General features: G+C 44.6%; 15 protein-coding genes. 14 read left to right on the forward strand and 1 reads right to left on the reverse strand.

The annotated features are described in order from the left end of the window. Window positions 1–25: 25 nt before the first annotated feature. From MUB50_RS02765 to MUB50_RS02790, 6 genes are all read left to right on the forward strand, one after another. Window positions 26–1261, forward strand: coding sequence for a 5-bromo-4-chloroindolyl phosphate hydrolysis family protein (locus MUB50_RS02765; RefSeq protein ID WP_118624362.1), 1236 nt, complete (start codon window positions 26–28; stop codon window positions 1259–1261). Window positions 1262–1332: 71 nt separating this feature from the next. Further along, a complete protein-coding gene (locus tag MUB50_RS02770; RefSeq protein ID WP_244790020.1) occupies window positions 1333–2481 on the forward strand; it encodes a toxic anion resistance protein in 1149 nt (382 codons plus the stop codon). A gap of 84 nt (window positions 2482–2565) precedes the next feature. Next, entirely contained in the window at window positions 2566–3630 is a 1065-nt protein-coding gene (gene ispG, locus MUB50_RS02775; protein WP_118624366.1) for a flavodoxin-dependent (E)-4-hydroxy-3-methylbut-2-enyl-diphosphate synthase, read from the forward strand. Continuing rightward, window positions 3630–8123, forward strand: a complete 4494-nt coding sequence (locus MUB50_RS02780) for a PolC-type DNA polymerase III (protein WP_118514703.1) — start codon at window positions 3630–3632, stop codon at window positions 8121–8123. The genes ispG and MUB50_RS02780 overlap by 1 nt, the downstream gene beginning before the upstream one ends. Before the next feature lie 98 nt (window positions 8124–8221). Next, window positions 8222–10180 carry a fructose-1,6-bisphosphatase gene (locus MUB50_RS02785; protein WP_118514701.1) on the forward strand — a complete coding sequence of 653 codons (1959 nt, stop codon included), beginning with the start codon at window positions 8222–8224 and terminating at the stop codon, window positions 10178–10180. A 60-nt stretch (window positions 10181–10240) separates the two neighbouring features. Further along, window positions 10241–10999 carry a hypothetical protein gene (locus tag MUB50_RS02790; protein ID WP_118514700.1) on the forward strand — a complete coding sequence of 253 codons (759 nt, stop codon included), beginning with the start codon at window positions 10241–10243 and terminating at the stop codon, window positions 10997–10999. 103 nt (window positions 11000–11102) lie between these two features. Here the strand turns inward: MUB50_RS02790 and MUB50_RS02795 are convergent, their stop codons facing one another. Continuing rightward, window positions 11103–11318 (reverse strand): helix-turn-helix domain-containing protein, encoded by a 216-nt coding sequence (locus MUB50_RS02795; protein WP_015524345.1) that lies wholly within the window; start codon window positions 11316–11318, stop codon window positions 11103–11105. A 220-nt stretch (window positions 11319–11538) separates the two neighbouring features. Between MUB50_RS02795 and MUB50_RS02800 the strand changes: the two genes are divergently transcribed. The 8 genes from MUB50_RS02800 to guaB all read left to right on the forward strand — a co-directional run bounded on the left by MUB50_RS02800 (window position 11539) and on the right by guaB (window position 21456). Continuing rightward, entirely contained in the window at window positions 11539–13074 is a 1536-nt protein-coding gene (locus tag MUB50_RS02800; RefSeq protein WP_118514698.1) for a YifB family Mg chelatase-like AAA ATPase, read from the forward strand. A 25-nt stretch (window positions 13075–13099) separates the two neighbouring features. Further along, window positions 13100–13987, forward strand: coding sequence for a DNA-processing protein DprA (dprA, locus tag MUB50_RS02805; protein ID WP_118514802.1), 888 nt, complete (start codon window positions 13100–13102; stop codon window positions 13985–13987). 75 nt (window positions 13988–14062) lie between these two features. Continuing rightward, window positions 14063–16135, forward strand: coding sequence for a type I DNA topoisomerase (gene topA, locus MUB50_RS02810; RefSeq protein ID WP_118514696.1), 2073 nt, complete (start codon window positions 14063–14065; stop codon window positions 16133–16135). Window positions 16136–16281: 146 nt separating this feature from the next. Then, complete coding sequence (gene codY, locus MUB50_RS02815) at window positions 16282–17067, forward strand: GTP-sensing pleiotropic transcriptional regulator CodY (protein ID WP_015524350.1); 786 nt, start codon at window positions 16282–16284, stop codon at window positions 17065–17067. Between the two features lie 297 nt (window positions 17068–17364). Continuing rightward, the gene (gene groES / locus MUB50_RS02820) at window positions 17365–17649 is read left to right on the forward strand and encodes a co-chaperone GroES (protein ID WP_015524351.1); all 285 of its coding nucleotides are present in this window, start codon (window positions 17365–17367) and stop codon (window positions 17647–17649) included. Window positions 17650–17696: 47 nt separating this feature from the next. Next, window positions 17697–19316, forward strand: coding sequence for a chaperonin GroEL (gene groL / locus MUB50_RS02825; RefSeq protein WP_138277254.1), 1620 nt, complete (start codon window positions 17697–17699; stop codon window positions 19314–19316). Between the two features lie 113 nt (window positions 19317–19429). After that, on the forward strand, window positions 19430–19933 hold the full coding sequence (locus tag MUB50_RS02830; RefSeq protein WP_118514692.1) for a DUF6106 family protein: 504 nt from the start codon (window positions 19430–19432) through the stop codon (window positions 19931–19933). A gap of 68 nt (window positions 19934–20001) precedes the next feature. After that, complete coding sequence (gene guaB, locus MUB50_RS02835) at window positions 20002–21456, forward strand: IMP dehydrogenase (RefSeq protein ID WP_118514690.1); 1455 nt, start codon at window positions 20002–20004, stop codon at window positions 21454–21456. Window positions 21457–21532 lie beyond the last annotated feature (76 nt).

Consider the following 21532-nt stretch of genomic DNA (forward strand, 5'->3'; position numbering starts at 1 on the left):
AATTATCTATGGACTGGAGGGAAAAATGGACAATCACGAATTTGAAGACCTTGGAAAAAAGATTCAGGATATTGTAGATAATGCAGTGAATTCAAACAGCTATCACGAATTAAGCCATACGATCAACCAGACAGTAAATAAGGCCATTGATTCCGGAAGCGAAGCGCTGAAAAATGCGATGAATTCCGTGTTTGATCCGGGTGCTGATCCGGAATTCCGTAAGAAAAGCTATACATATCAGAGTCCTTATTACGGAAGAAGCAGAAAAGCAAAGCAGCAGGCTGCAAGAAAACAGACGGAATTGCTCTACGGAAAGACTACCGGTGAGAATCTCAAAGGCATGATGATGGCAGTTTCCGGTGGGATACTTTTAAGTGGCATGGGGCTTGGAGCCATGGTGCTTCTGATCTGGATGGGCATTGGACACAGCGGTGCACTTGCAGCAGGTGTGCTTGGAGTGATGTGTGCAGGCGCAGCAGGTGGTGGTGCTCTTTTGGGAGCAGGAACAAGCCGCCTCGGAAGACTGGGACGTTTCCAGAAATATATCCGTGCGCTGGGAGATCACACCTACTGTAATTTTCAGAAGCTTGCCCAGGCAGCAGGAAAGAACGAGAAATTTGTAAAAAAAGATATCAGAAGAATGATCCAGAAGGGCTGGTTTCTGGAAGGTCATGTGGATGAGCAGGGAACCTGTCTGATCACCAGTAATGAGACCTATCAGCAATATCTGGAAACACAGAAGCAGTTGGAGCTTCGTGAACAGGAAGCGGATCCTAAGGTTCAGCTGGAGGATAATATGAGTCCGGAAGCCCAGGAAGTCCTGAGAAAAGGAAATGAATTTCTGGTAAAGATCCGTGAGAGCAATGACGCCATTCCCGGGAAAGAAATTTCTGAAAAGATTTCCAGGATGGAAATGATCGTTCAGAAAATTTTTGAGCGAGCAGGAGAGCATCCGGAGGTGATTCCGGATCTTAAGAAAATGATGGATTACTATCTGCCCATGACTGTGAAGCTTCTGGATGCTTATGAGGATATGGATGGACAGCCTGTACAAGGCGAGAATATCACGGCTTCCAAGAAAGAAATTGAAGAAACCATTGATACACTGAATATTGCTTTTGAGAAACTTCTGGATTCCATATTCCGGGATACCGCGTGGGATGTATCCACAGATATTTCTGTGCTGCATACGGTTCTGGCACAGGAGGGGCTGACAGAGGATGATTTCGAAAAAATGAAACAGAATGCGGAAATGAAATAAGTACAACGAGCAGATAAGAAGCTGGAATACAGACATCTGCCGGAAGGTACAGCTGATCAAGGAGAATGCTTATGGGAGAAGAATTTAAAGACTTTGAGGTAGAAGCACCGGTACTGACTCTGGAACCGGATCTCACGGAAGAAAAAGAAGAAATTACAAAAAAAGAACCGGAGAAACCCCAGGAGCCTGCAGTAGAGGAACCGGTGTTATCTCCCCAGGAACAGAAAATCGTAGAAGATTTTGCAGCAAAGATCGATATTGAAAATACAAACCAGATCCTGCAGTACGGAGCCGGCACTCAGAAGAAGATGGCAGATTTTTCTGATGCAGCGCTGGTAAATGTGAAGACACAGGATCTTGGGGAGGCAGGGGAGCTTCTTGCAAATGTGGTAGGAGAATTGAAGGATTTTGATGCCACAGAGGAAAAGGGGTTTTTCGGCTTTTTCAAAAAACAGACAGCGAAGGTGGAAACTCTGAAAAACCGTTACACAAAGGCCGAGGGAAATGTGACGAAGATCACGGAAGCTCTGGAGCAGCATCAGATGCGTCTGATGAAAGATTCTGCCGTGCTGGACAAAATGTATGAGCAGAACCTTGCATACTTTAAAGAACTTTCCATGTACATTCTTGCGGGTAAAAAGAAGCTTAAGGAAGTCAGGGAGGGAAAGCTTAATGAATTGCATCAGAAGGCAGCGGTAAGCGGACTCCCGGAAGATGCACAGGCTGCCAATGATCTGGAAAGCAAATGTGACCGCTTTGAAAAAAAACTTCATGATCTGGAGCTTACCAGAACCATTTCCATGCAGACTGCACCGCAGATCCGCATGATCCAGAACAATGATACGACGATGATCGAGAAGATCCAGACAACCATTGTAAATACCATTCCTCTCTGGAAAAGCCAGATGGTGCTGGCTCTGGGGATCGCGCACTCCACAGAAGCCGCACAGGCACAGCGGCAGGTTACGGATTTTACTAATGAACTTCTGAAGAAAAATGCGGAAACGCTTCACCTGGCATCTGTGGAAACTGCAAAGGAGTCCCAGCGAGGTATTGTAGATATTGAAACTCTGAAAAAAACCAATCAGGAACTGATCCAGACACTGGATGATGTGATGAAGATCCAGCAGGAAGGCCGTGAGAAACGTCAGGCAGCAGAGGCAGATATGAGACGTATGGAAAACGAACTGAAAACAAAGCTGCTGGAGATCCGACGTTAGGAGTAAGAGTAAAAAGATAGTTCGGAAAGGAAAGGCAGGGCGTTTGAAGACACCTGCCTTTCAGGATTCATAAAGGAGATTTTTATGTACAGAGATCATACAAAAGTAATAAAAATTGGAAATCGTGTTATCGGAGGAGGAAATCCGATCCTTATCCAGTCCATGACCAATACGAAAACTGAAGATGTGGAAGCAACGGTTGCGCAGATCCTTTCTCTGGAAAAAGCAGGCTGTGATATTATCCGCTGCGCAGTTCCTACTATGGAAGCCGCGGAGGCTTTATCCCAGATCAAAAAACAGATCCATATTCCGCTGGTTGCGGACATCCATTTTGATTATCGCCTTGCCATTGCAGCCATGGAGAACGGTGCGGACAAGATCCGTATCAATCCGGGAAATATCGGTTCCAAAGAGAGGATCCAGGCAGTTGTGGATACAGCAAAGGAACGGAATATCCCTATTCGTGTAGGAGTAAACAGCGGTTCCCTTGAAAAAGAACTGGTGGAAAAATATCACGGTGTCACAGCCGAAGGACTTGTGGAGAGTGCGCTTGATAAGGTGCGCATCATTGAAGAGATGGGATATGACAATCTTGTGATCAGCATCAAATCTTCTGATGTTCTCATGTGCGCCAGAGCCCATGAACTGATCGCAGAAAAAACACAGTATCCTCTTCATGTGGGAATTACAGAAGCAGGAACTCTGTATTCGGGAAATATCAAATCAGCTATCGGACTTGGGATCATCCTGTATCAGGGAATCGGAGATACCATCCGTGTTTCTCTGACAGGCGCGCCGCTGGAAGAAGTGAAATCAGCCAAAAGGATCCTGAAAACGCTGGGACTTCGCAAAGGAGGCGTGGAGGTTGTTTCCTGTCCGACCTGCGGAAGAACAAAAATCGATCTGATCGGTCTTGCAAACCAGGTAGAGACTATGGTACAGGATATTCCTCTTGATATTAAGGTTGCGGTTATGGGCTGTGTGGTAAATGGGCCGGGAGAGGCGAAGGAAGCAGATCTTGGAATTGCAGGAGGCGATGGTGTTGGTCTTCTGATCCGGCATGGAGAGGTTGTAAAAAAAGTACCGGAAACGGATCTTTTGGATACACTTCGTCAGGAACTTCTTATCTGGAATGAGCAGGAGTCATAATGGAGAAAGATTTTTTTGATGTATTTCCGCATCTTAAAGTGAAGAAAGAGCTGGAAGAACTTCTGGACATGGTATTTGTGACAAAGGTTTCCATGAACCCCGGAAGAACTCATCTGAGGGTTTATATCGAAAGCAGCCGCTGGATACACAAGAAGAATATTTTTGCGCTGGAGGATGAGATCGAACGGCAGTGTTTTCCGGGGATTCCCATGACTGTAACAGTTGTGGAAAAATTTCATCTTTCCGAGCAGTATACACCGGAGAACTTTCTGGAAAGCTACCGTTCCAGTATGGAGATGGAGTTGCGCAACTATAATATGTTGGAGTACAATTTGTTCCGTAGATCAAAAATCACTTTTACAGGAAAAGATACCTTGCGTATGGAGCTTCCGGATACGGTTATTTCCAGACAGAAAAGCGAAATACTTGTTGAATATTTTCATAAGGTTTTCTGTGAACGCTGCGGTATGGATCTGAAAGTGGAACTGGATTTTGTGGAAGTGAAAGAGAGTAAATACCGGAAAAATGCTGCACTTCAAATCAAACAGGAAGTGGAAAATGTCCTGAAGCATGCCAAACTCAGCGGTGATCAGGAGCGTGAACCGAAGCAGGAGGAGGCAGCCAAGGAAGAGACAAAGAAAAACTCAGGAGATAATAAGGGCGAAAAGACAAACGAGAAGAAATCTTTTGACAAAAAACAGCAGAAGGTTCAGAAGGGAGATTTCCGCGGCAGCTTCGGATTCCGCAGGGACAGCAATCCGGATGTGGTTTACGGCAGAGATTTTGATGGAGAAACGATTCCGCTGGAGAGCATTACCGGTGAGATGGGTGAGGTTATCATCCGATGTCAGGTTATGGATGTGGAAGCTCGTGAGATCCGAAATGAAAAAACGATCCTGATCTTCCCTGTGACCGATTTTACGGACAGTATTGTTGTGAAGATGTTTTTGCGTAACGAGCAGGTTCCGGAAGTGACAGAAAGTGTAAAAAAAGGCGCATTCCTGAAACTGAAGGGAGTTACCACCATTGACCGCTTTGACAGCGAGCTTACTATTGGAAATATTACAGGTATCAAGAAAATCGCCAATTTTACCAGCACAAGAATGGATACCAGTCCTCAGAAGCGTGTGGAGCTTCACTGTCACACCAAGATGAGCGATATGGATGGTGTCAGCGATGCAAAGGCATTGGTAAAACGTGCTTATGAGTGGGGACATAAGGCTATCGCTATCACTGATCATGGCGTGGTGCAGTCCTTCCCGGAGGCAAATCACTGCTTTGATGCCTGGGGCGGTTGTGTTCCAAAGGAGTCTGATTTTAAGGTGCTCTATGGAATGGAAGCGTATCTGGTAGATGATCTGAAGGGTATGGTCACCAATTCCAAAGGGCAGCGGCTGGATGGTGATTTTGTTGTTTTTGATATTGAGACTACGGGATTTTCAGCACTGACCTGCAGGATCATTGAGATTGGCGCGGTAAAAGTGGAAAAAGGACAGATCACAGATCGTTTTTCCACATTTGTAAACCCGGAAGTGCCCATTCCGTTCCGCATTGAGCAGCTGACAAGTATCAATGATTCCATGGTCCTGGATGCACCTGTGATAGAGGAAGTACTGCCGAAATTCCTGGAATTCTGTGAGGGCTGCGTGATGGTGGCCCATAATGCGGACTTTGATATGAGCTTTATTATTGAAAACTGTAAACGGCAGGGGATTTCGGATGATTTTACTTATGTGGATACTGTTGGTATGGCCAGATTCCTTCTTCCTGCCCTGAACCGTTTTAAACTGGATACGGTAGCCAAGGCAGTAGGTGTTTCTCTTGATCATCACCACAGAGCTGTGGATGATGCGGCATGTACCGCAGAGATTTTTGTGCGGTTTGTAAAGATGCTGGAAGAAAGAGATATTTTTGATGTGGATGAGATGAACAGTCAGGGTGCGGTTTCGCCGGATACCATCCGAAAGCTGCCCACATACCATGCTATTGTTTTTGCAAGAAATGAAACCGGAAGGATCAATCTGTACAAGCTGGTAAGTCAGTCCCATTTAAAGTACTATCACAGAAGACCAAGGGTTCCAAAAAGTGTGCTGGAAAAATACAGGGAAGGCCTTCTGGTGGGAAGTGCCTGCGAGGCAGGAGAACTTTATCAGGCACTTCTTCGCAATGCACCGGATCAGGAGATCGCCAGACTGGTAAATTTTTATGACTATCTGGAAATCCAGCCTCTTGGGAACAATGCGTTTATGCTTGCGGATGAAAAGCACGATATGATCAATTCTGAGGAAGACTTAAAAGAGATAAACAGGAAGATCGTAAAACTTGGAGAGCAGTTCAAAAAACCGGTGGTTGCCACCTGTGATGTGCATTTTATGGATCCCCAGGACGAGGTTTACCGACGGATCATCATGGCAGGAAACGGATTTTCTGATGCAGATAACCAGGCTCCGCTTTATCTTCGTACAACGGAGGAAATGCTGGAGGAATTTTCCTATCTGGGAAGTGAAAAGGCGGAAGAGGTGGTGATCACCAATACCAATAAGATCGCGGATATGATCGAGAAGATATCACCGATCCATCCGGATAAATTTCCACCGGTCATTGAGAACTCCGAGCAGGATCTTAAGGATATCTGTTTCACGAAGGCCCACGAAATGTACGGAGATCCGTTGCCGAAGATCGTGGAGGACCGTCTGGACAGGGAACTGAATTCTATTATCTCCAATGGTTATGCGGTAATGTATATCATTGCACAGAAGCTCGTGTGGAAGTCCAATGAGGACGGCTATCTGGTTGGATCCCGTGGTTCTGTAGGTTCTTCTCTGGCAGCGACCATGTCCGGTATCACGGAGGTAAACCCTCTGCCGCCTCATTATCTCTGTCCGAATCCAGACTGTAAATACAGTGATTTTGATTCCCCTGAGGTGAAAAAATACGCGGGTATGGCAGGATGTGATATGCCGGATAAGATCTGTCCGAAATGCGGCACCAGGATGAACAAGGAAGGTTTTGATATCCCTTTTGAGACATTCCTTGGTTTTAAAGGTGATAAGGAGCCGGATATCGACCTGAATTTCTCCGGTGAATATCAGGCCAATGCCCACCGGTATACAGAGGTTATCTTCGGAAAAGGGCAGACATTTAAGGCGGGTACCATTGGTACCCTTGCGGAAAAAACTGCATTTGGTTATGTGAAGAACTATTATGAGGAACGGGGGCAGCACAAGCGCTACTGTGAGATCAACCGTATCGTGAAGGGCTGTACCGGTGTCCGCCGTACCACTGGCCAGCATCCGGGAGGTATTATCGTACTGCCTATGGGTGAGGAGATTGAGAAATTTACACCTGTGCAGCACCCGGCCAATGATGTGAACAGTGATATCATCACCACACATTTTGATTACCATTCCATTGACGGAAATCTTCTGAAACTTGATATACTTGGACACGATGATCCGACCATGATCCGTATGCTGGAGGATCTGACCGGCATCAGTGCAAGAACAGTTCCGCTGGACCAGAGAGATGTCATGTCCCTGTTTGCGGGAACGCAGGCTCTGGGGATCAGCCCGGAGGATATCGGCGGCTGCAGGCTGGGATGCCTCGGAATCCCGGAGTTTGGTACAGACTTTGCCATGCAGATGTTGATCGATACCAAGCCGAAATATTTTTCCGACCTGGTACGTATTGCCGGACTTTCTCACGGTACGGATGTATGGCTTGGAAATGCTCAGGTATTGATCCAGAATGGTACAGCTACCATTTCCACAGCAATCTGTACGCGAGATGATATTATGATCTATCTCATCGGAAAAGGAGTGGAAAGTGGTTTGGCGTTTACCATCATGGAGAGTGTCCGTAAGGGAAAGGGTCTTCGTGAGGAATGGATCCAGACTATGAAAGAGCATGATGTTCCGGACTGGTATATCTGGTCCTGTAAGCTGATCAAGTACATGTTCCCGAAAGCCCATGCGGCAGCTTATGTTATGATGGCGTATCGTATCGCCTGGTATAAAGTGTTTCATCCACTGGCTTATTATGCAGCATTTTTCAGTATCCGTGCCACATCCTTTTCCTATGAACTGATGTGCATGGGAAAAGAACGTCTGGAATATTATATGGCGGAGATCCGGAAAAAAGGTGATGAAGCATCTAAGAAGGAACAGGATACACTGAAGGATATGAGGATCGTACAGGAAATGTATGCCAGAGGTTTTGATTTTGTACCAATCGATCTTTATAAGGCAAAGGCACACCGGTTCCAGATCATCGGAGATAAACTGATGCCTGCTCTGGATACCATAGAGGGTCTTGGAGATAAGGCAGCAGAGGCAGTTGTGGATGCTGCCGCAAAAGGCAGATTCCTTTCCAAGGATGATTTCCGTGACCGTACCAAGGTCAGCAAGACCGTTATCGATCTAATGGATGACATGGATCTTTTCGGAGATATCCCGCAGTCCAATCAGATGTCACTGTTTGATTTTACGGGTTGATATATGATACCGGAAGGGCTTACAATAAATAAAAAATACTGCCGTTTATCCTAAAGGCTGATCTGGCAGTGAGAACTCTCAGGAGGATACCAGATACTATGAAAAAAGAAGAATTAAGATACCTGCAGCGACTTGCGGAGTTGTATCCTACTATAGCAAAAGCTTCAACAGAGATCATCAATCTGCAGTCTATATTAAACCTTCCGAAAGGTACCGAGCATTTCATGTCGGACATCCATGGAGAATACGATGCGTTTTCTCATGTTCTTCGGAATGGATCAGGGGCTGTACGAAAAAAGATCGATGATGTATTCGGACATACCTTAAGCAACAGCGACAAACGTTCTCTTGCCACACTGATCTATTATCCGAAGGAAAAGATGGAAGTTGTAAAAAAGCAGGAAGAAGACATGGAGAACTGGTACAAGATCACACTTTATCGTCTGATCGAAGTATGCAAGACAACGGCATCCAAATATACCCGTTCCAAGGTCCGTAAGGCACTTCCTGCAGACTATGCCTATGTGATCGAGGAGCTGATCACAGAGAAAGCGGAAGTTCTGGACAAAGAAGCATATTACGATGCCATCGTCAATACGATCATTGAGATCGGCCGGGCAGAGAATTTTATCATTGCCCTGGCAGAACTGATCCAGCGTCTTGTTGTGGATCATCTTCATGTGCTGGGAGATATTTATGACAGAGGTCCGGGCCCGCATTTCATCATGGATCGTTTGATGAAATATCATTCGCTGGATATCCAGTGGGGGAATCATGATGTGGTCTGGATGGGAGCTGCTACAGGACAGAAAGCCTGCATTGCAACGGTGATCCGGAACAGCATCCGTTACCGAAATATGGATATTCTTGAGGATGGATATGGAATCAATCTTATGCCTCTGGCAACTTTTGCAATGGAGGCTTATAAGGATGATCCATGTACTGCTTTTGAGATGAAGGGAGATGCCAATAACTACAGTATTCTGGAAGAAGAGCTTGGACGGAAAATGCACAAGGCTATTGCCATTATCCAGTTTAAGCTGGAGGGACAGCTGATTCGCCGGCACAAAGAATTCCATATGGAAAATCGTTGTTTGCTTCATAGGATCGATCCGAAAAAGGGAACGATCACACTTCCGAACGGAAAAGAATATCCGCTGACCGATACAGCTTTTCCTACTATTGACTGGAAAAAACCATATGAACTTACCACAGAGGAAAAGGATGTAATGGAACGATTGGATTCCGCTTTCCGAAACTGTGAGAAACTGCAGAATCATGTCCGGCTTCTTCTGGACAAGGGAGGCCTTTATAAAACTTATAATGGGAATCTTCTGTTCCATGGAAGTATTCCGCTTAATGAGGATGGAAGTCTGAAAGAAGTCCAGATTTATGGAAAAACCTACAAAGGAAAAGAACTGTACGATGTTCTTGAGACTTATGTGCGCAGGGCGTTTTTTTCTGTAAATGAGGATGAAAAGCGTAAAGGCAGGGATATTATGTGGTATATCTGGGCAGCTCCGAATTCACCGCTGTTCGGAAAAGACAAGATGACCACCTTTGAACGTTATTTTGTTAAAGATAAGGAAACACATAAAGAAACTAAAAATGCCTACTATCATCTTCTGGAAAATGAGGAAATTGTAGATGATCTGCTCCGTGAGTTCAGACTGGACCCGGAAAAAGGTCACATCATCAACGGGCATGTGCCGGTTCACCAGAGTGAGGGAGAGAGTCCTGTAAAATGCAATGGCAAAGTTCTTGTGATCGACGGCGGTTTTTCCAGACCATATCAGAAAGTTACGGGAATTGCCGGTTATACACTGGTTTATAACTCCTACGGGCTGATCCTGTCTGCTCATGAGCCTTTTACTTCTGCGGAAGAAGCGGTAGCCAAGGAGCAGGATATTGTTTCCAACAGGGTGGCGGTTCATTACAATAACAAACGTACACTGGTAGGTGACACCGATACCGGAACTGCTCTGAAGGAAAGGATCAGTGAGCTGATCCAGCTTCTGGAAGCTTACAGAAAAGGTATCATCAAAGAGAAAAAATAAGCAGAATTGAGAAATACAAGAAGAGTTTCCTGTATGCTACAGTAAACAGAGGTGATGCAGATGAGAAAAAACAAAAAAAGAAAAAAACAGCTGAGAGCAGTTCTGATCCTGTTGATCATTCTGTTTATTCTGGCAGGACTGGGAGGGATGCTGTATGTTTCCCATAGGGATAAGGTGGAAAAAGAACAACGAAGAGAGGCCGCATTGGCTGCATTGGACAGTATTCCGGAGGTGACAGCAACACCAGTAGCAACAGCAACACCAGTTCCGACAGCGACACCGACACCGTCATTGACACCGGTTCCGACAATCCTTCCGGCATTTGAACCGGAAAATTATCAGGGAATCTGGTACAGCGAAGACGGGCTGACAACAATCAATATTTATGATATCAGTCTGAAATCCATTTCCTTTACCTATAAGAGAGTGAATGGAAAAGATCCTTCAATGACTGCAGAAGCGGATGTGACTGCGGAGGTAGCAGGAAATGCTACTCAGTTCCGTTTTAAGGATTCCGAAGGGAATAAGGCAAAGGGAGAGTTTGTTTTCGATAAAAGTGGTGAGCTTTATGTGAAGGTAAAAACATATGAACGGGGAGATGGATCTCTAACCTATCCGAAAACAGAGTCTATTATGACCCGGCAGGAGCCATCCCTGGAAGTATCCGAAAATTCCGAAGAAGATGCTTCCTATAATGAAAGCAACGAAAGTTCCTATGAACGGGAATCCTACAGCGAAAGCAGTGAAGATTCTTCTGATAAAAATACAGAAGAATATGAGATTCCCTACGGAGAAGAAGAAACCTATTATACGGAATAATCAAAAAATAAAAAACGGTAAAATAAAGAATCCCCGGATTTTGGCAATCAGGGAATCCCGATACAGGAATTCCCGAAACTGTTCCACATTTCCGGGGATCTCTTTATTTGATCATTTTTTTGCGGTCTGTGCGGCCGACGAGATAATCGATGCTGGTGTCGTAATAATTTGCCAGCCGGATAAGCATTTCGATAGGAATATTACGGGATCCCGTTTCATAATGGGAATAAGAACGCTGGCTGATATGAAGAATCTCACTTAATTCTCGCTGGGACAGATCCGCGTCTGTACGTAAATCCTGAATACGCTGAAATTTCATTGTGCTCACCTCTTCTTTCTATTGAAAGTATAAAACAGAACGAAATGCACCCTTGCAAAAGGGAGCAAAATGGACTATACTAAATTTATTATCTTCTAAAATTCAGAAAATGTCTATCTGAAAATTCCCTTGTTTTTAATCGAATGCGGATTGTAAATATCCGCCTGATATGAAAAGACGAAAAGATGGAAGATCGGGATTCGTTTTTTCGCAGAAAGGAATGTATTTGTTTGCGAGTGTTTTATCAGCAGCGATCTACGGAATGGAAGTACGTGAGATCCAGGTTGAGGCAGATGTCAGTGATGGTCTGCCTTCTTTTGCTATGGTAGGATTTCCCTCTGCCCAGGTGAGAGAGGCCCAGGAAAGAGTCCGGACTGCATTTAAGAACAACCGACTTTGTCTGCCACCAAAAAAAGTAACTGTAAATTTTGCACCTGCCGATATGAAAAAGGAGGGAGCTGGTTTTGATCTGCCTGTGGCGGCTGCAGTACTTGCGGCTGCCGGAATTCTGGAGCCGGATCTTCTGGAAGGAGTTATGATCGTAGGAGAGATCAGTCTGAATGGAGGAATCCATGGGGTTGCCGGAGTTTTGCCACGGGTGATCCGCGCAAGAGAGCTGGGCCTACGCTTTTGTGTTATTCCGGAGGAAAATATCCGGGAGGGGAATCTGGTGAAGGATATGCCGGTGTTTGGAGTAAAAAGTCTGAATGACATGATCCGATGTCTGAGAGACCCAAACACTTATACAAATGAGTATCAGGAAAAAGAAAAAACAGAAAATAAACCGGAAAAACCAAATGTTGATTTTACGGACATCTGCGGGCAGGAAGGAGCCCGGCGCGCGGCCGAGATCGCAGTGAGCGGTTTTCATAATATTCTTTTTATCGGACCGCCAGGATCCGGAAAGACCATGCTGGCAAGACGTCTGCCTACTATTATGCCGGAGATGACATTTGAGGAAAGCCTGGAGATCACCAAGGTATACAGTGTGGCAGGACTTCTCACGGAAAAAGATCCGCTGATCCGGCAGAGGCCTTTTCGAAGTCCGCATCATACCAGTTCCCCTCAGGCTCTGGCAGGTGGCGGCAGGATACCGGGACCGGGGGAGATCACTCTTGCACACAGAGGTGTGCTTTTTCTGGATGAGATGCCGGAATTTTCCAGAAAAAGCCTGGAGATCCTGCGTCAGCCGCTGGAAGATAAAGAAATCCATTTGTCCAGAGCTGCCGGAACTTATATTTTTCCGGCCAGTTTTATGCTGGCGGCAGCAATGAATCCCTGTCCCTGCGGATTTTACCCGGATATGAACAGATGCCGTTGTACGTCGGGGGAGATCGCGCATTATCTTGGAAAGATCAGCCAGCCTCTTCTGGAGCGTATTGATATCTGCACAGAAGTTCCGGCAGTGAGTTTTTCAAAAATGAAAAAGAAAATTCCCGGGGAATCCTCTGCGCAAATAAGAAAGAGGGTGGAAGCAGTACAGGAGATTCAGAGAGAACGTTACAAAGAGGAAAAATTTTGCTTCAATGGGGAGCTTGACGGAAGAAAACTGGAAAAATACTGTGTAATGACGGGAGGGGCAGACAAACTTCTGGAGCAGGCATATGAGCAGTTTCAATTCAGTACCAGAGCATATCATAAGATACTGAAAACGGCCAGGACCATCGCAGATATGGAATCTTCCGAAAAGATAAAGGAAGAACATATCTGCGAAGCGTTGGCTTACCGGGCATATGACAAGAAATACTGGTCATAAAACAGAAAAAAGGAAGGTATTTTATATGGAAGAAATACAGCGAACAAGGATACAATGTGCCAGTAAGGATAGCAGTCTCTATCCGGCAAGACTTCAGGAACTTTCTGGCATGCCAAAACAATTATATTATATTGGAAGATTTCCGGATGATGACAAACCTACAGCTGCAATCGTAGGAGCAAGACTATGCAGTCCTTACGGACGGATACAGGCATTTAATTACGGAAAATTCTTAAGTGAACATGGGGTGCAGGTGATCAGCGGTATGGCGGCCGGCATTGATGCTGAGGGTCATAAAGGTGCTCTGGAAGGTGGTACCCCGACATTTGCGGTTCTGGGAAACGGTGTGGATATCTGTTATCCTTCATCCAGCAGAGGTATTTACCGGAGAATCCCAGAAAAAAACGGAGGGATTATCAGCGAATATGAACCAGGTACCAAAGGCAGGGCATATTATTTCCCGGCAAGGAACCGGATCATCAGCGGACTGGCAGATCTGGTGCTTGTGGTGGAAGCAAAAGAAAAGAGCGGCTCACTGATCACAGCTGCCTGTGCACTGGAACAGGGGAAGATGGTATATGCCATTCCGGGAGCAGTAAATGATGCTCTGAGCAGAGGCTGTCACAAGCTGATCTACGACGGAGCAGGAATTGCATACTCTCCGGAAATACTTCTGGATGAGTGGGGATTATCTGTGAAAAAAAAGACAAATTTGTCTGAAAAAAGCAAGTTAGGACTTGCAACGGATTTGGATTTGGTGTATAGTTGTCTCGATTTACGACCAAAAAATCTGGATCATATTATAAGAAAAACCGGTTTTTCACCGGGAAAAACAGCCGGGATCCTGGGACAGCTTATTTTGATGGGGCTTGTGAAGGAAACCGGGAGACAGTATTATATCAGACTTGAATAAATGCTTTTTTGCCCGGAGATTTGGCAGGAGCTTTTAAGCCGGACAGGAAGGCAGAATGAGATTAGGAGAGGTAAAATGGCCAAAAATCTGGTGATAGTAGAGTCACCTGCTAAAATGAAGACAGTAAAGAAATTTCTGGGGGCAAATTATACAGTAGAAGCGTCCAACGGTCATGTGAGGGATTTTCCAAAGAGCCAGTTTGGTATTGACGTGGACAATGATTTTGAACCGAAGTATATTACAATACGTGGAAAGGGTGAGCTTCTTGCAAAACTTCGCAAAGAAGCAAAAAAAGCAGATAAGATCTATCTTGCAACTGACCCTGACCGTGAGGGAGAAGCAATTTCCTGGCATTTGATGCAGGCTTTGAAGACAGATACTGCAAAGATGCACAGGATCACATTTAACGAGGTAACAAAAACAGCAGTTAAGGCTTCCATCAAGCAGGCCAGGGAACTGGACATGAACCTGGTAGATGCACAGCAGGCAAGGCGTATGCTGGATCGTATGGTAGGTTATACCATCAGTCCGCTGCTCTGGGCCAAGGTAAAAAGAGGCTTAAGTGCAGGCCGTGTACAGTCTGTGGCACTGCGTATCATCTGTGACAGAGAAGATGAGATCAATGCATTCATTCCTGAAGAATACTGGAGCCTGGAGGGTGAATTTCAGGTAAAGGGTGAGAAGAAGCCGTTGATAGCCAAGTTCTATGGAACGGATAAAAAACTTCCGATCAGAAACCGTCAGGAAATGGATGAGATTCTGAAAAGTCTGGAAGACTGTAAATATGAGATCACAGAAGTAAAAAAAGGTGAGAGGATCAAGAACGCTCCCCTTCCGTTTACCACAAGTACTCTGCAGCAGGAAGCTGCCAAGACATTGAATTTTTCTACGCAGAAGACTATGCGCCTGGCACAGCAGTTATATGAAGGTGTGGATGTAAAAGGCAGTGGTACGGTAGGTCTGATCTCCTATCTGCGTACAGATTCCACTCGAATTTCAGAGGAAGCAGATGCAGCAGCAAGAACTTATATTTCTGAGCAGTATGGTTTAGATTATGTTTCTCAGACAGAGAAGGCAATCAAAAACGGACAGAAGATACAGGATGCTCATGAGGCAATCCGTCCTACAGATATTGCGAGGACACCAGTTCTGGTGAAGGAATCCCTGACCAGGGATCAGTTCCGTTTATATCAGCTGATCTGGAGACGTTTTGCGGCAAGCAGAATGGCACCGGCACGTTATGAGACCACGTCTGTCAAGATCGGAGCAGGTGAGTATGTGTTTACGGTTGCGGCATCCAAGGTTGCCTTTGATGGTTTTATGTCTGTGTACACAGAAGAGGGCGATGACAAAAAGGGCAATGTTTTAAGTCAAAGTCTGGAGAGGGGTATGGAGCTGAAGCTGAAAGAGCTGAAGCCGGAGCAGCATTTTACACAGCCGCCGGCACATTACACAGAGGCGTCACTTGTAAAGACCATGGAAGAGCTTGGAATCGGACGTCCAAGTACGTATGCGCCGACCATCACAACGATCATCAGCAGACGCTATGTATCCAAGGAACAGAAAAATCTTTACGTCACAGAGCTTGGAGAGGTTGTTAATAATATTATGAAACAGGCTTTTCCAAGTATTGTGGATGTAAACTTTACAGCAACTATGGAGGGGCTTTTGGACTGCGTGGAAGCTGGTACTGTACAGTGGAAAACGGTTGTACGTAACTTCTATCCGGATCTGAAGCATGATGTGGATGAGGCTGAAAAAGAACTTGAGAAAGTTGATATACAGGATGAGGTTACGGATGTGATCTGCGACAACTGTGGCCGCAACATGGTGATCAAGTATGGTCCTCATGGAAGATTTCTTGCATGTCCCGGATTTCCGGACTGCCGTAATACAAAACCATATTATGAGAAAATCGGTGTTGCATGTCCGAAGTGCGGCGGCGAAATTGTCATGAAAAAAACGAAAAAAGGCAGAAAATATTACGGATGTGAGAATAATCCGGAATGTGATTTTATGTCCTGGCAGAAACCTTCTGCAAAGAAATGTCCGAAATGTGGTAATTATATGCTCGAAAAGGGAAATAAACTGGTTTGTAGCCAGGAAACCTGTGGATATGTGGAACAAAAACCAAAAGATGAAGATTGATCGAAAAAATGCTTTTCTATTAATTTTCAGAAAATCCCGTTAAAAATAAAAAAAATATAAAAATGTCTTGTAAATTTCCAGAATAACGTGTAATATTAGACTAGAAAAACGATTTCTTTCAAGGTACGAAAGTGAAAGGAGGAAAAATGAGCGTTCAGTTGCTAGATAAAACTAGAAAAATCAATAAGCTTCTGCATAACAGCAGCTCAAGCAAGGTAGTGTTTAACGACATTTGTCAGGTGCTCATGGAAACCTTAAGTTCCAATATCCTGGTACTCAGTAAGAAAGGTAAGGTTCTGGGAGTCAGTATCTGCCCGGGTGTGGATGAGATCACAGAGCTGATCGATGACAAGATTGGCGGACATATCGACCCGTTATTAAATGAGAGATTTCTTGGTGTTCTTTCCACAAAGGAGAATGTCAATCTCCAGACACTTGGCTTTGAGCATGTACCCGGAAATTATCAGGGAATCGTGAATCCGATCGATATTGCAGGTGAGAGACTGGGAACGTTATTCATGTACCGCAATGATCATCCCTATGATATTGAAGATATTATCGTCAGCGAGTATGGTACAACAGTTGTAGGCCTGGAAATGATGCGTGCGGTTCATGATGAGAACGCGGAAGAAGACAGAAAACAGCAGATCGTTAAATCGGCATTCAGTACACTGTCCTTCTCAGAGCTTGAGGCGATCATCCATATCTTTGATGAGCTGGATGGGGATGAGGGTATCCTGGTTGCCAGCAAGATCGCTGACCGTGTAGGTATCACCAGATCTGTGATCGTAAATGCATTGCGTAAATTCGAGAGTGCAGGTGTGATCGAATCCCGTTCATCCGGTATGAAGGGAACTTACATTAAAGTTCTTAATGAAGTGATCTTTGATGAGCTTGAGGAGATAAAAGCACAGAGAAGCAAGAAGGCATAATGTGATCAGCACTGTCAGATGCTTGATATAAGATAAAGAACGTGACAAAAGAGACTTCCCGTTATCGTGGGAGTCTCTTTTTTGTCTGTTTCATAAAATCAAAATAAATAATGAAATTAAGAAAACAAGAGAAAAAAAGAGTATTAAAGAGATAAAATTAGAATAATATAGAAAAACTATATCTTAAAAGGGTTGCGAAAATATGTGAAATTCACTAATATAGCCATAGTGATTAGCACTCGTAGAAAGTGAGTGCTAGCAGACGAAGATGGAACTTATAAAGGAGGAACATAGATCATGAAGTTAGTACCTTTAGGCGACAGAGTAGTATTAAAACAGGTTGAAGCAGAAGAAACAACAGCATCCGGGATTGTGCTTCCGGGACAGGCACAGGAGAAACCACAGCAGGCAGAGGTTATTGCAGTTGGACCTGGCGGAGTTGTAAACGGGAAAGAAGTAAAAATGGAAGTAGAAGTCGGAAATACTGTTATCTATTCCAAATATGCAGGAACAGAAGTAAAGATGGATGGAACTGATTATATTATTGTAAAGCAGGAAGATATCCTGGCAATCATTAAATAATATAAACATCTTATCGTATATCAATATAAATAGGAGGTCATTTTATCATGGCAAAAGAGATTAAATATGGCGCAGAAGCAAGAGCAGCACTTGAAGCTGGTGTAAATAAACTTGCAGATACAGTAAGAGTGACACTTGGACCGAAAGGAAGGAATGTAGTCCTTGACAAATCTTTCGGTGCTCCGCTTATCACAAACGATGGTGTTTCCATTGCAAAAGAGATTGAGCTTGAGGACGGATTTGAGAATATGGGTGCCCAGATCATCAAAGAAGTTGCATCCAAGACAAATGATGTAGCTGGTGATGGTACTACAACAGCAACCGTACTTGCACAGGCAATGGTACATGAGGGAATGAAGAACCTGGCTGCAGGCGCAAACCCGATTATCCTCAGAAAAGGAATGAAAAAAGCAACAGATGTTGCAGTAGAAGCAATCAAAAACATGAGCCAGGCGATCAACGGAAAAGCTCAGATTGCTAATGTAGCTGCAATCTCTGCAAGTGATGAGCAGGTTGGACAGCTTGTTGCAGACGCTATGGAGAAAGTTTCCAAAGATGGTGTTATCACTGTTGAGGAGTCCAAGACAATGCATACAGAGCTTGATCTGGTAGAAGGTATGCAGTTTGACCGTGGATATATTTCCGCATACATGTCAACAGATATGGAGAAGATGGAGGCAACTCTTGATGATCCGTACATCCTGATCACAGATAAGAAGATCAGCAATATTCAGGAGATCCTTCCGCTTCTTGAGCAGGTCGTTCAGGCAGGTGCAAAACTTCTCATCATCGCTGAGGATGTTGAGGGTGAGGCTCTTACAACCCTGATCGTTAACAAACTGAGAGGAACATTCCAGGTAGTAGCTGTTAAAGCTCCTGGTTATGGCGACAGAAGAAAAGAGATGCTTCAGGATATCGCAATCCTGACAGGCGGACAGGTAATCTCCGACGAGCTTGGCCTTGACCTGAAAGAAGCTAAGATGGAGCAGCTTGGACGTGCAAAATCTGTTAAAGTTGCAAAAGAGAACACCGTTATCGTTGACGGTCTTGGAGATAAAGAAGACATCGCAAAACGTGTTGCTCAGATCCGTGCACAGATCGAGGAGACAAAATCTGAGTTTGATAAAGAGAAACTTCAGGAGAGACTTGCAAAACTGGCTGGCGGCGTAGCTGTTATCCGTGTAGGTGCTGCTACTGAGACAGAGATGAAGGAAGCAAAACTTCGTCTGGAAGATGCTCTTGCAGCAACAAGAGCAGCTGTTGAGGAAGGTATCATCGCAGGTGGCGGATCCGCTTACATCCATGCATCCAAAGAAGTTGCAAAACTTGTTGCAACACTTGAGGGAGACGAGAAGACAGGTGCAGCTGTGATCATGAAAGCTCTTGAGGCTCCGCTGTTCCACATTGCCGCAAATGCAGGACTGGAAGGCTCTGTTATCATCAACAAAGTAAGAGAGTCTGAGGTTGGAACTGGTTTCGATGCTCTGAATGAGAAATATGTAAATATGGTTGAGAACGGAATTCTTGACCCGGCTAAAGTTACAAGAAGTGCTCTGCAGAACGCAACAAGCGTTGCATCTACACTCCTTACAACAGAAGCTGTAGTTTCCACGATCAAGGAAGATACTCCTGCTCCGGCACCAAACCCGGGAATGGGAATGATGTAATTTCAATCAGGCAGGTAAATAATTTACAAAATGAGAGGGCCTGCGTCATGGACGCGGCTCTCTTTTTGTGTTATAATCAAAAGAAATCAGTAAATTACGAAAGGAAGAAGCAAATGAGTGACTTATATTCAGAACTTCTGGTAAAGAAGAAACAGACAGGGAAGGATCTTGTTGTAAAATACGGTCTTATTGCACTGACCGTGATCATGGTTCTGGGAGGTCTGGTGCTGAATGCACTTCTTCTGGTTCCGGCTATCGCTCTTGGTGTTGCATGTTATTTTGTAATTCCGAAAACAGACCTGGAATATGAATATCTGTTTGTTAACGGGGAACTGGATATTGATATGATCATGTCCAAGTCAAAGAGAAAAAGAGTAAAATCACTCCAGCTTGCGGAGGCTGATCTTGTGGCACCTCTGAAATCCCACAGAATGGATTATTACAACGGAAATCAGAAGATGAAAACCATAGACTTTTCCTCAGGTATTGAGGATCATAAGCGCTATGCCATGATCGTAAGAGACAGCGGAGAAACCTGCAAGGTGATCCTGGAGCTGGATGATGAACTTGCCAATACTATGAAAAATTCTGCACCGAGTAAAGTTTTTTTGGATTGACATGAATCTTGTTTTTTGTTACACTAGTTCACAAATTTAAAATATCTTACACAAAGGGAGGAAATGCAATGGGTACTATTATTGGTGAAGGCATTACGTTTGATGACGTCCTGCTGGTTCCGGCTTATTCTAAAGTAATTCCGAATCAGGTTGATGTTTCAACGTATTTAACCAAGAAAGTAAAGCTGAATATCCCCATGATGAGTGCGGGAATGGACACAGTTACAGAGCACAGAATGGCAATTGCTATGGCCAGACAGGGTGGTATCGGTATCATTCACAAGAATATGTCCATTGAGGCACAGGCAGAAGAGGTTGACAAAGTTAAACGTTCTGAGAACGGTGTTATCACCGATCCGTTTTATCTTTCAGCAGAGCATACACTGAAGGATGCCAATGATCTGATGGCGAAATACCGTATTTCCGGTGTTCCGATCACAGAAGGCAGAAAACTGGTAGGTATTATCACAAACCGTGATCTTAAATTTGAGACAGATTTCAGCAGAAAGATCAAGGAGTGCATGACTTCAGAAGGACTGATCACAGCTAAGGAAGGAATCACACTTGAGGATGCCAAGAAGATCCTTGCGAAATCCCGTAAGGAGAAATTACCCATTGTAGATGATGACTTTAATTTAAAAGGACTCATTACCATCAAGGATATCGAGAAACAGATTAAGTATCCGCTTGCAGCCAAGGATGCACAGGGAAGACTTCTCTGTGGTGCTGCGGTTGGTATCACAGCAAATGTGCTTGCACGTGTTGATGCGCTTGTGAAGGCTAATGTAGATGTGATCGTAATTGATTCTGCACATGGTCATTCAGAAAACATTTTAAAAGCAGTCCGCGAGATCAAGACAGTATATCCGGAACTTCAGGTAATCGCAGGTAATGTTGCAACAGGCGAAGCTACCAAGGCTCTGATCGAGGCCGGAGTAGATGCAGTCAAAGTTGGTATCGGACCGGGATCTATCTGTACAACACGTGTTGTTGCAGGTATTGGTGTTCCGCAGGTTACTGCAGTTATGGATTGTTATGAAGTGGCTAACAGCTACGGAATCCCGATCATTGCAGACGGCGGTATCAAATATTCCGGAGATATCACCAAGGCCATCGCAGCAGGTGCCAATGTCTGCATGATGGGAAGTATGTTCGCAGGATGCGATGAGAGCCCGGGAACATTCGAGCTTTACCAGGGAAGAAAATATAAAGTATATCGTGGAATGGGATCTATCGCAGCTATGGAGAATGGCAGCAAAGACCGTTATTTCCAGGAGAATGCCAAGAAGCTTGTGCCGGAGGGTGTTGAGGGTCGTGTTGCGTATAAAGGACACGTTGAGGATACCGTATTCCAGCTGATCGGTGGTTTAAGATCCGGTATGGGTTACTGTGGAGCAGAGAATATTGAGAAGCTTAAGACAACAGGCAGATTCATCAAGATTTCAGCTGCATCTCTTAAAGAGTCACATCCACATGACATCCACATCACAAAAGAGGCTCCAAACTACAGTGTAGATGAATAATAAAGGAAAAAAAGGTAAGACCGGTAAAAAGTCACCCAGGCCGTCCCGTAGCGGGCGGCCTGTTTCCGTAAAGAAA

Source organism: Blautia sp. NSJ-140, assembly GCF_022868965.1.
Classification (GTDB): Bacteria; Bacillota; Clostridia; order Lachnospirales; family Lachnospiraceae; genus Blautia_A.

Excerpts from the sequence above, each read along its gene's own strand:
- MUB50_RS02765 (WP_118624362.1), top strand. The coding sequence starts at position 26 with ATGGACAATCACGAATTTGAAGACCTTGGAAAAAAGATTCAGGATATT.
- MUB50_RS02770 (WP_244790020.1), top strand. The coding sequence starts at position 1,333 with ATGGGAGAAGAATTTAAAGACTTTGAGGTAGAAGCACCGGTACTGACT.
- ispG (WP_118624366.1), top strand. The coding sequence starts at position 2,566 with ATGTACAGAGATCATACAAAAGTAATAAAAATTGGAAATCGTGTTATC.
- MUB50_RS02780 (WP_118514703.1), top strand. The coding sequence starts at position 3,630 with ATGGAGAAAGATTTTTTTGATGTATTTCCGCATCTTAAAGTGAAGAAA.
- MUB50_RS02785 (WP_118514701.1), top strand. The coding sequence starts at position 8,222 with ATGAAAAAAGAAGAATTAAGATACCTGCAGCGACTTGCGGAGTTGTAT.
- MUB50_RS02790 (WP_118514700.1), top strand. The coding sequence starts at position 10,241 with ATGAGAAAAAACAAAAAAAGAAAAAAACAGCTGAGAGCAGTTCTGATC.
- MUB50_RS02795 (WP_015524345.1), bottom strand. The coding sequence starts at position 11,318 with ATGAAATTTCAGCGTATTCAGGATTTACGTACAGACGCGGATCTGTCC.
- MUB50_RS02800 (WP_118514698.1), top strand. The coding sequence starts at position 11,539 with ATGTATTTGTTTGCGAGTGTTTTATCAGCAGCGATCTACGGAATGGAA.
- dprA (WP_118514802.1), top strand. The coding sequence starts at position 13,100 with ATGGAAGAAATACAGCGAACAAGGATACAATGTGCCAGTAAGGATAGC.
- topA (WP_118514696.1), top strand. The coding sequence starts at position 14,063 with ATGGCCAAAAATCTGGTGATAGTAGAGTCACCTGCTAAAATGAAGACA.
- codY (WP_015524350.1), top strand. The coding sequence starts at position 16,282 with ATGAGCGTTCAGTTGCTAGATAAAACTAGAAAAATCAATAAGCTTCTG.
- groES (WP_015524351.1), top strand. The coding sequence starts at position 17,365 with ATGAAGTTAGTACCTTTAGGCGACAGAGTAGTATTAAAACAGGTTGAA.
- groL (WP_138277254.1), top strand. The coding sequence starts at position 17,697 with ATGGCAAAAGAGATTAAATATGGCGCAGAAGCAAGAGCAGCACTTGAA.
- MUB50_RS02830 (WP_118514692.1), top strand. The coding sequence starts at position 19,430 with ATGAGTGACTTATATTCAGAACTTCTGGTAAAGAAGAAACAGACAGGG.
- guaB (WP_118514690.1), top strand. The coding sequence starts at position 20,002 with ATGGGTACTATTATTGGTGAAGGCATTACGTTTGATGACGTCCTGCTG.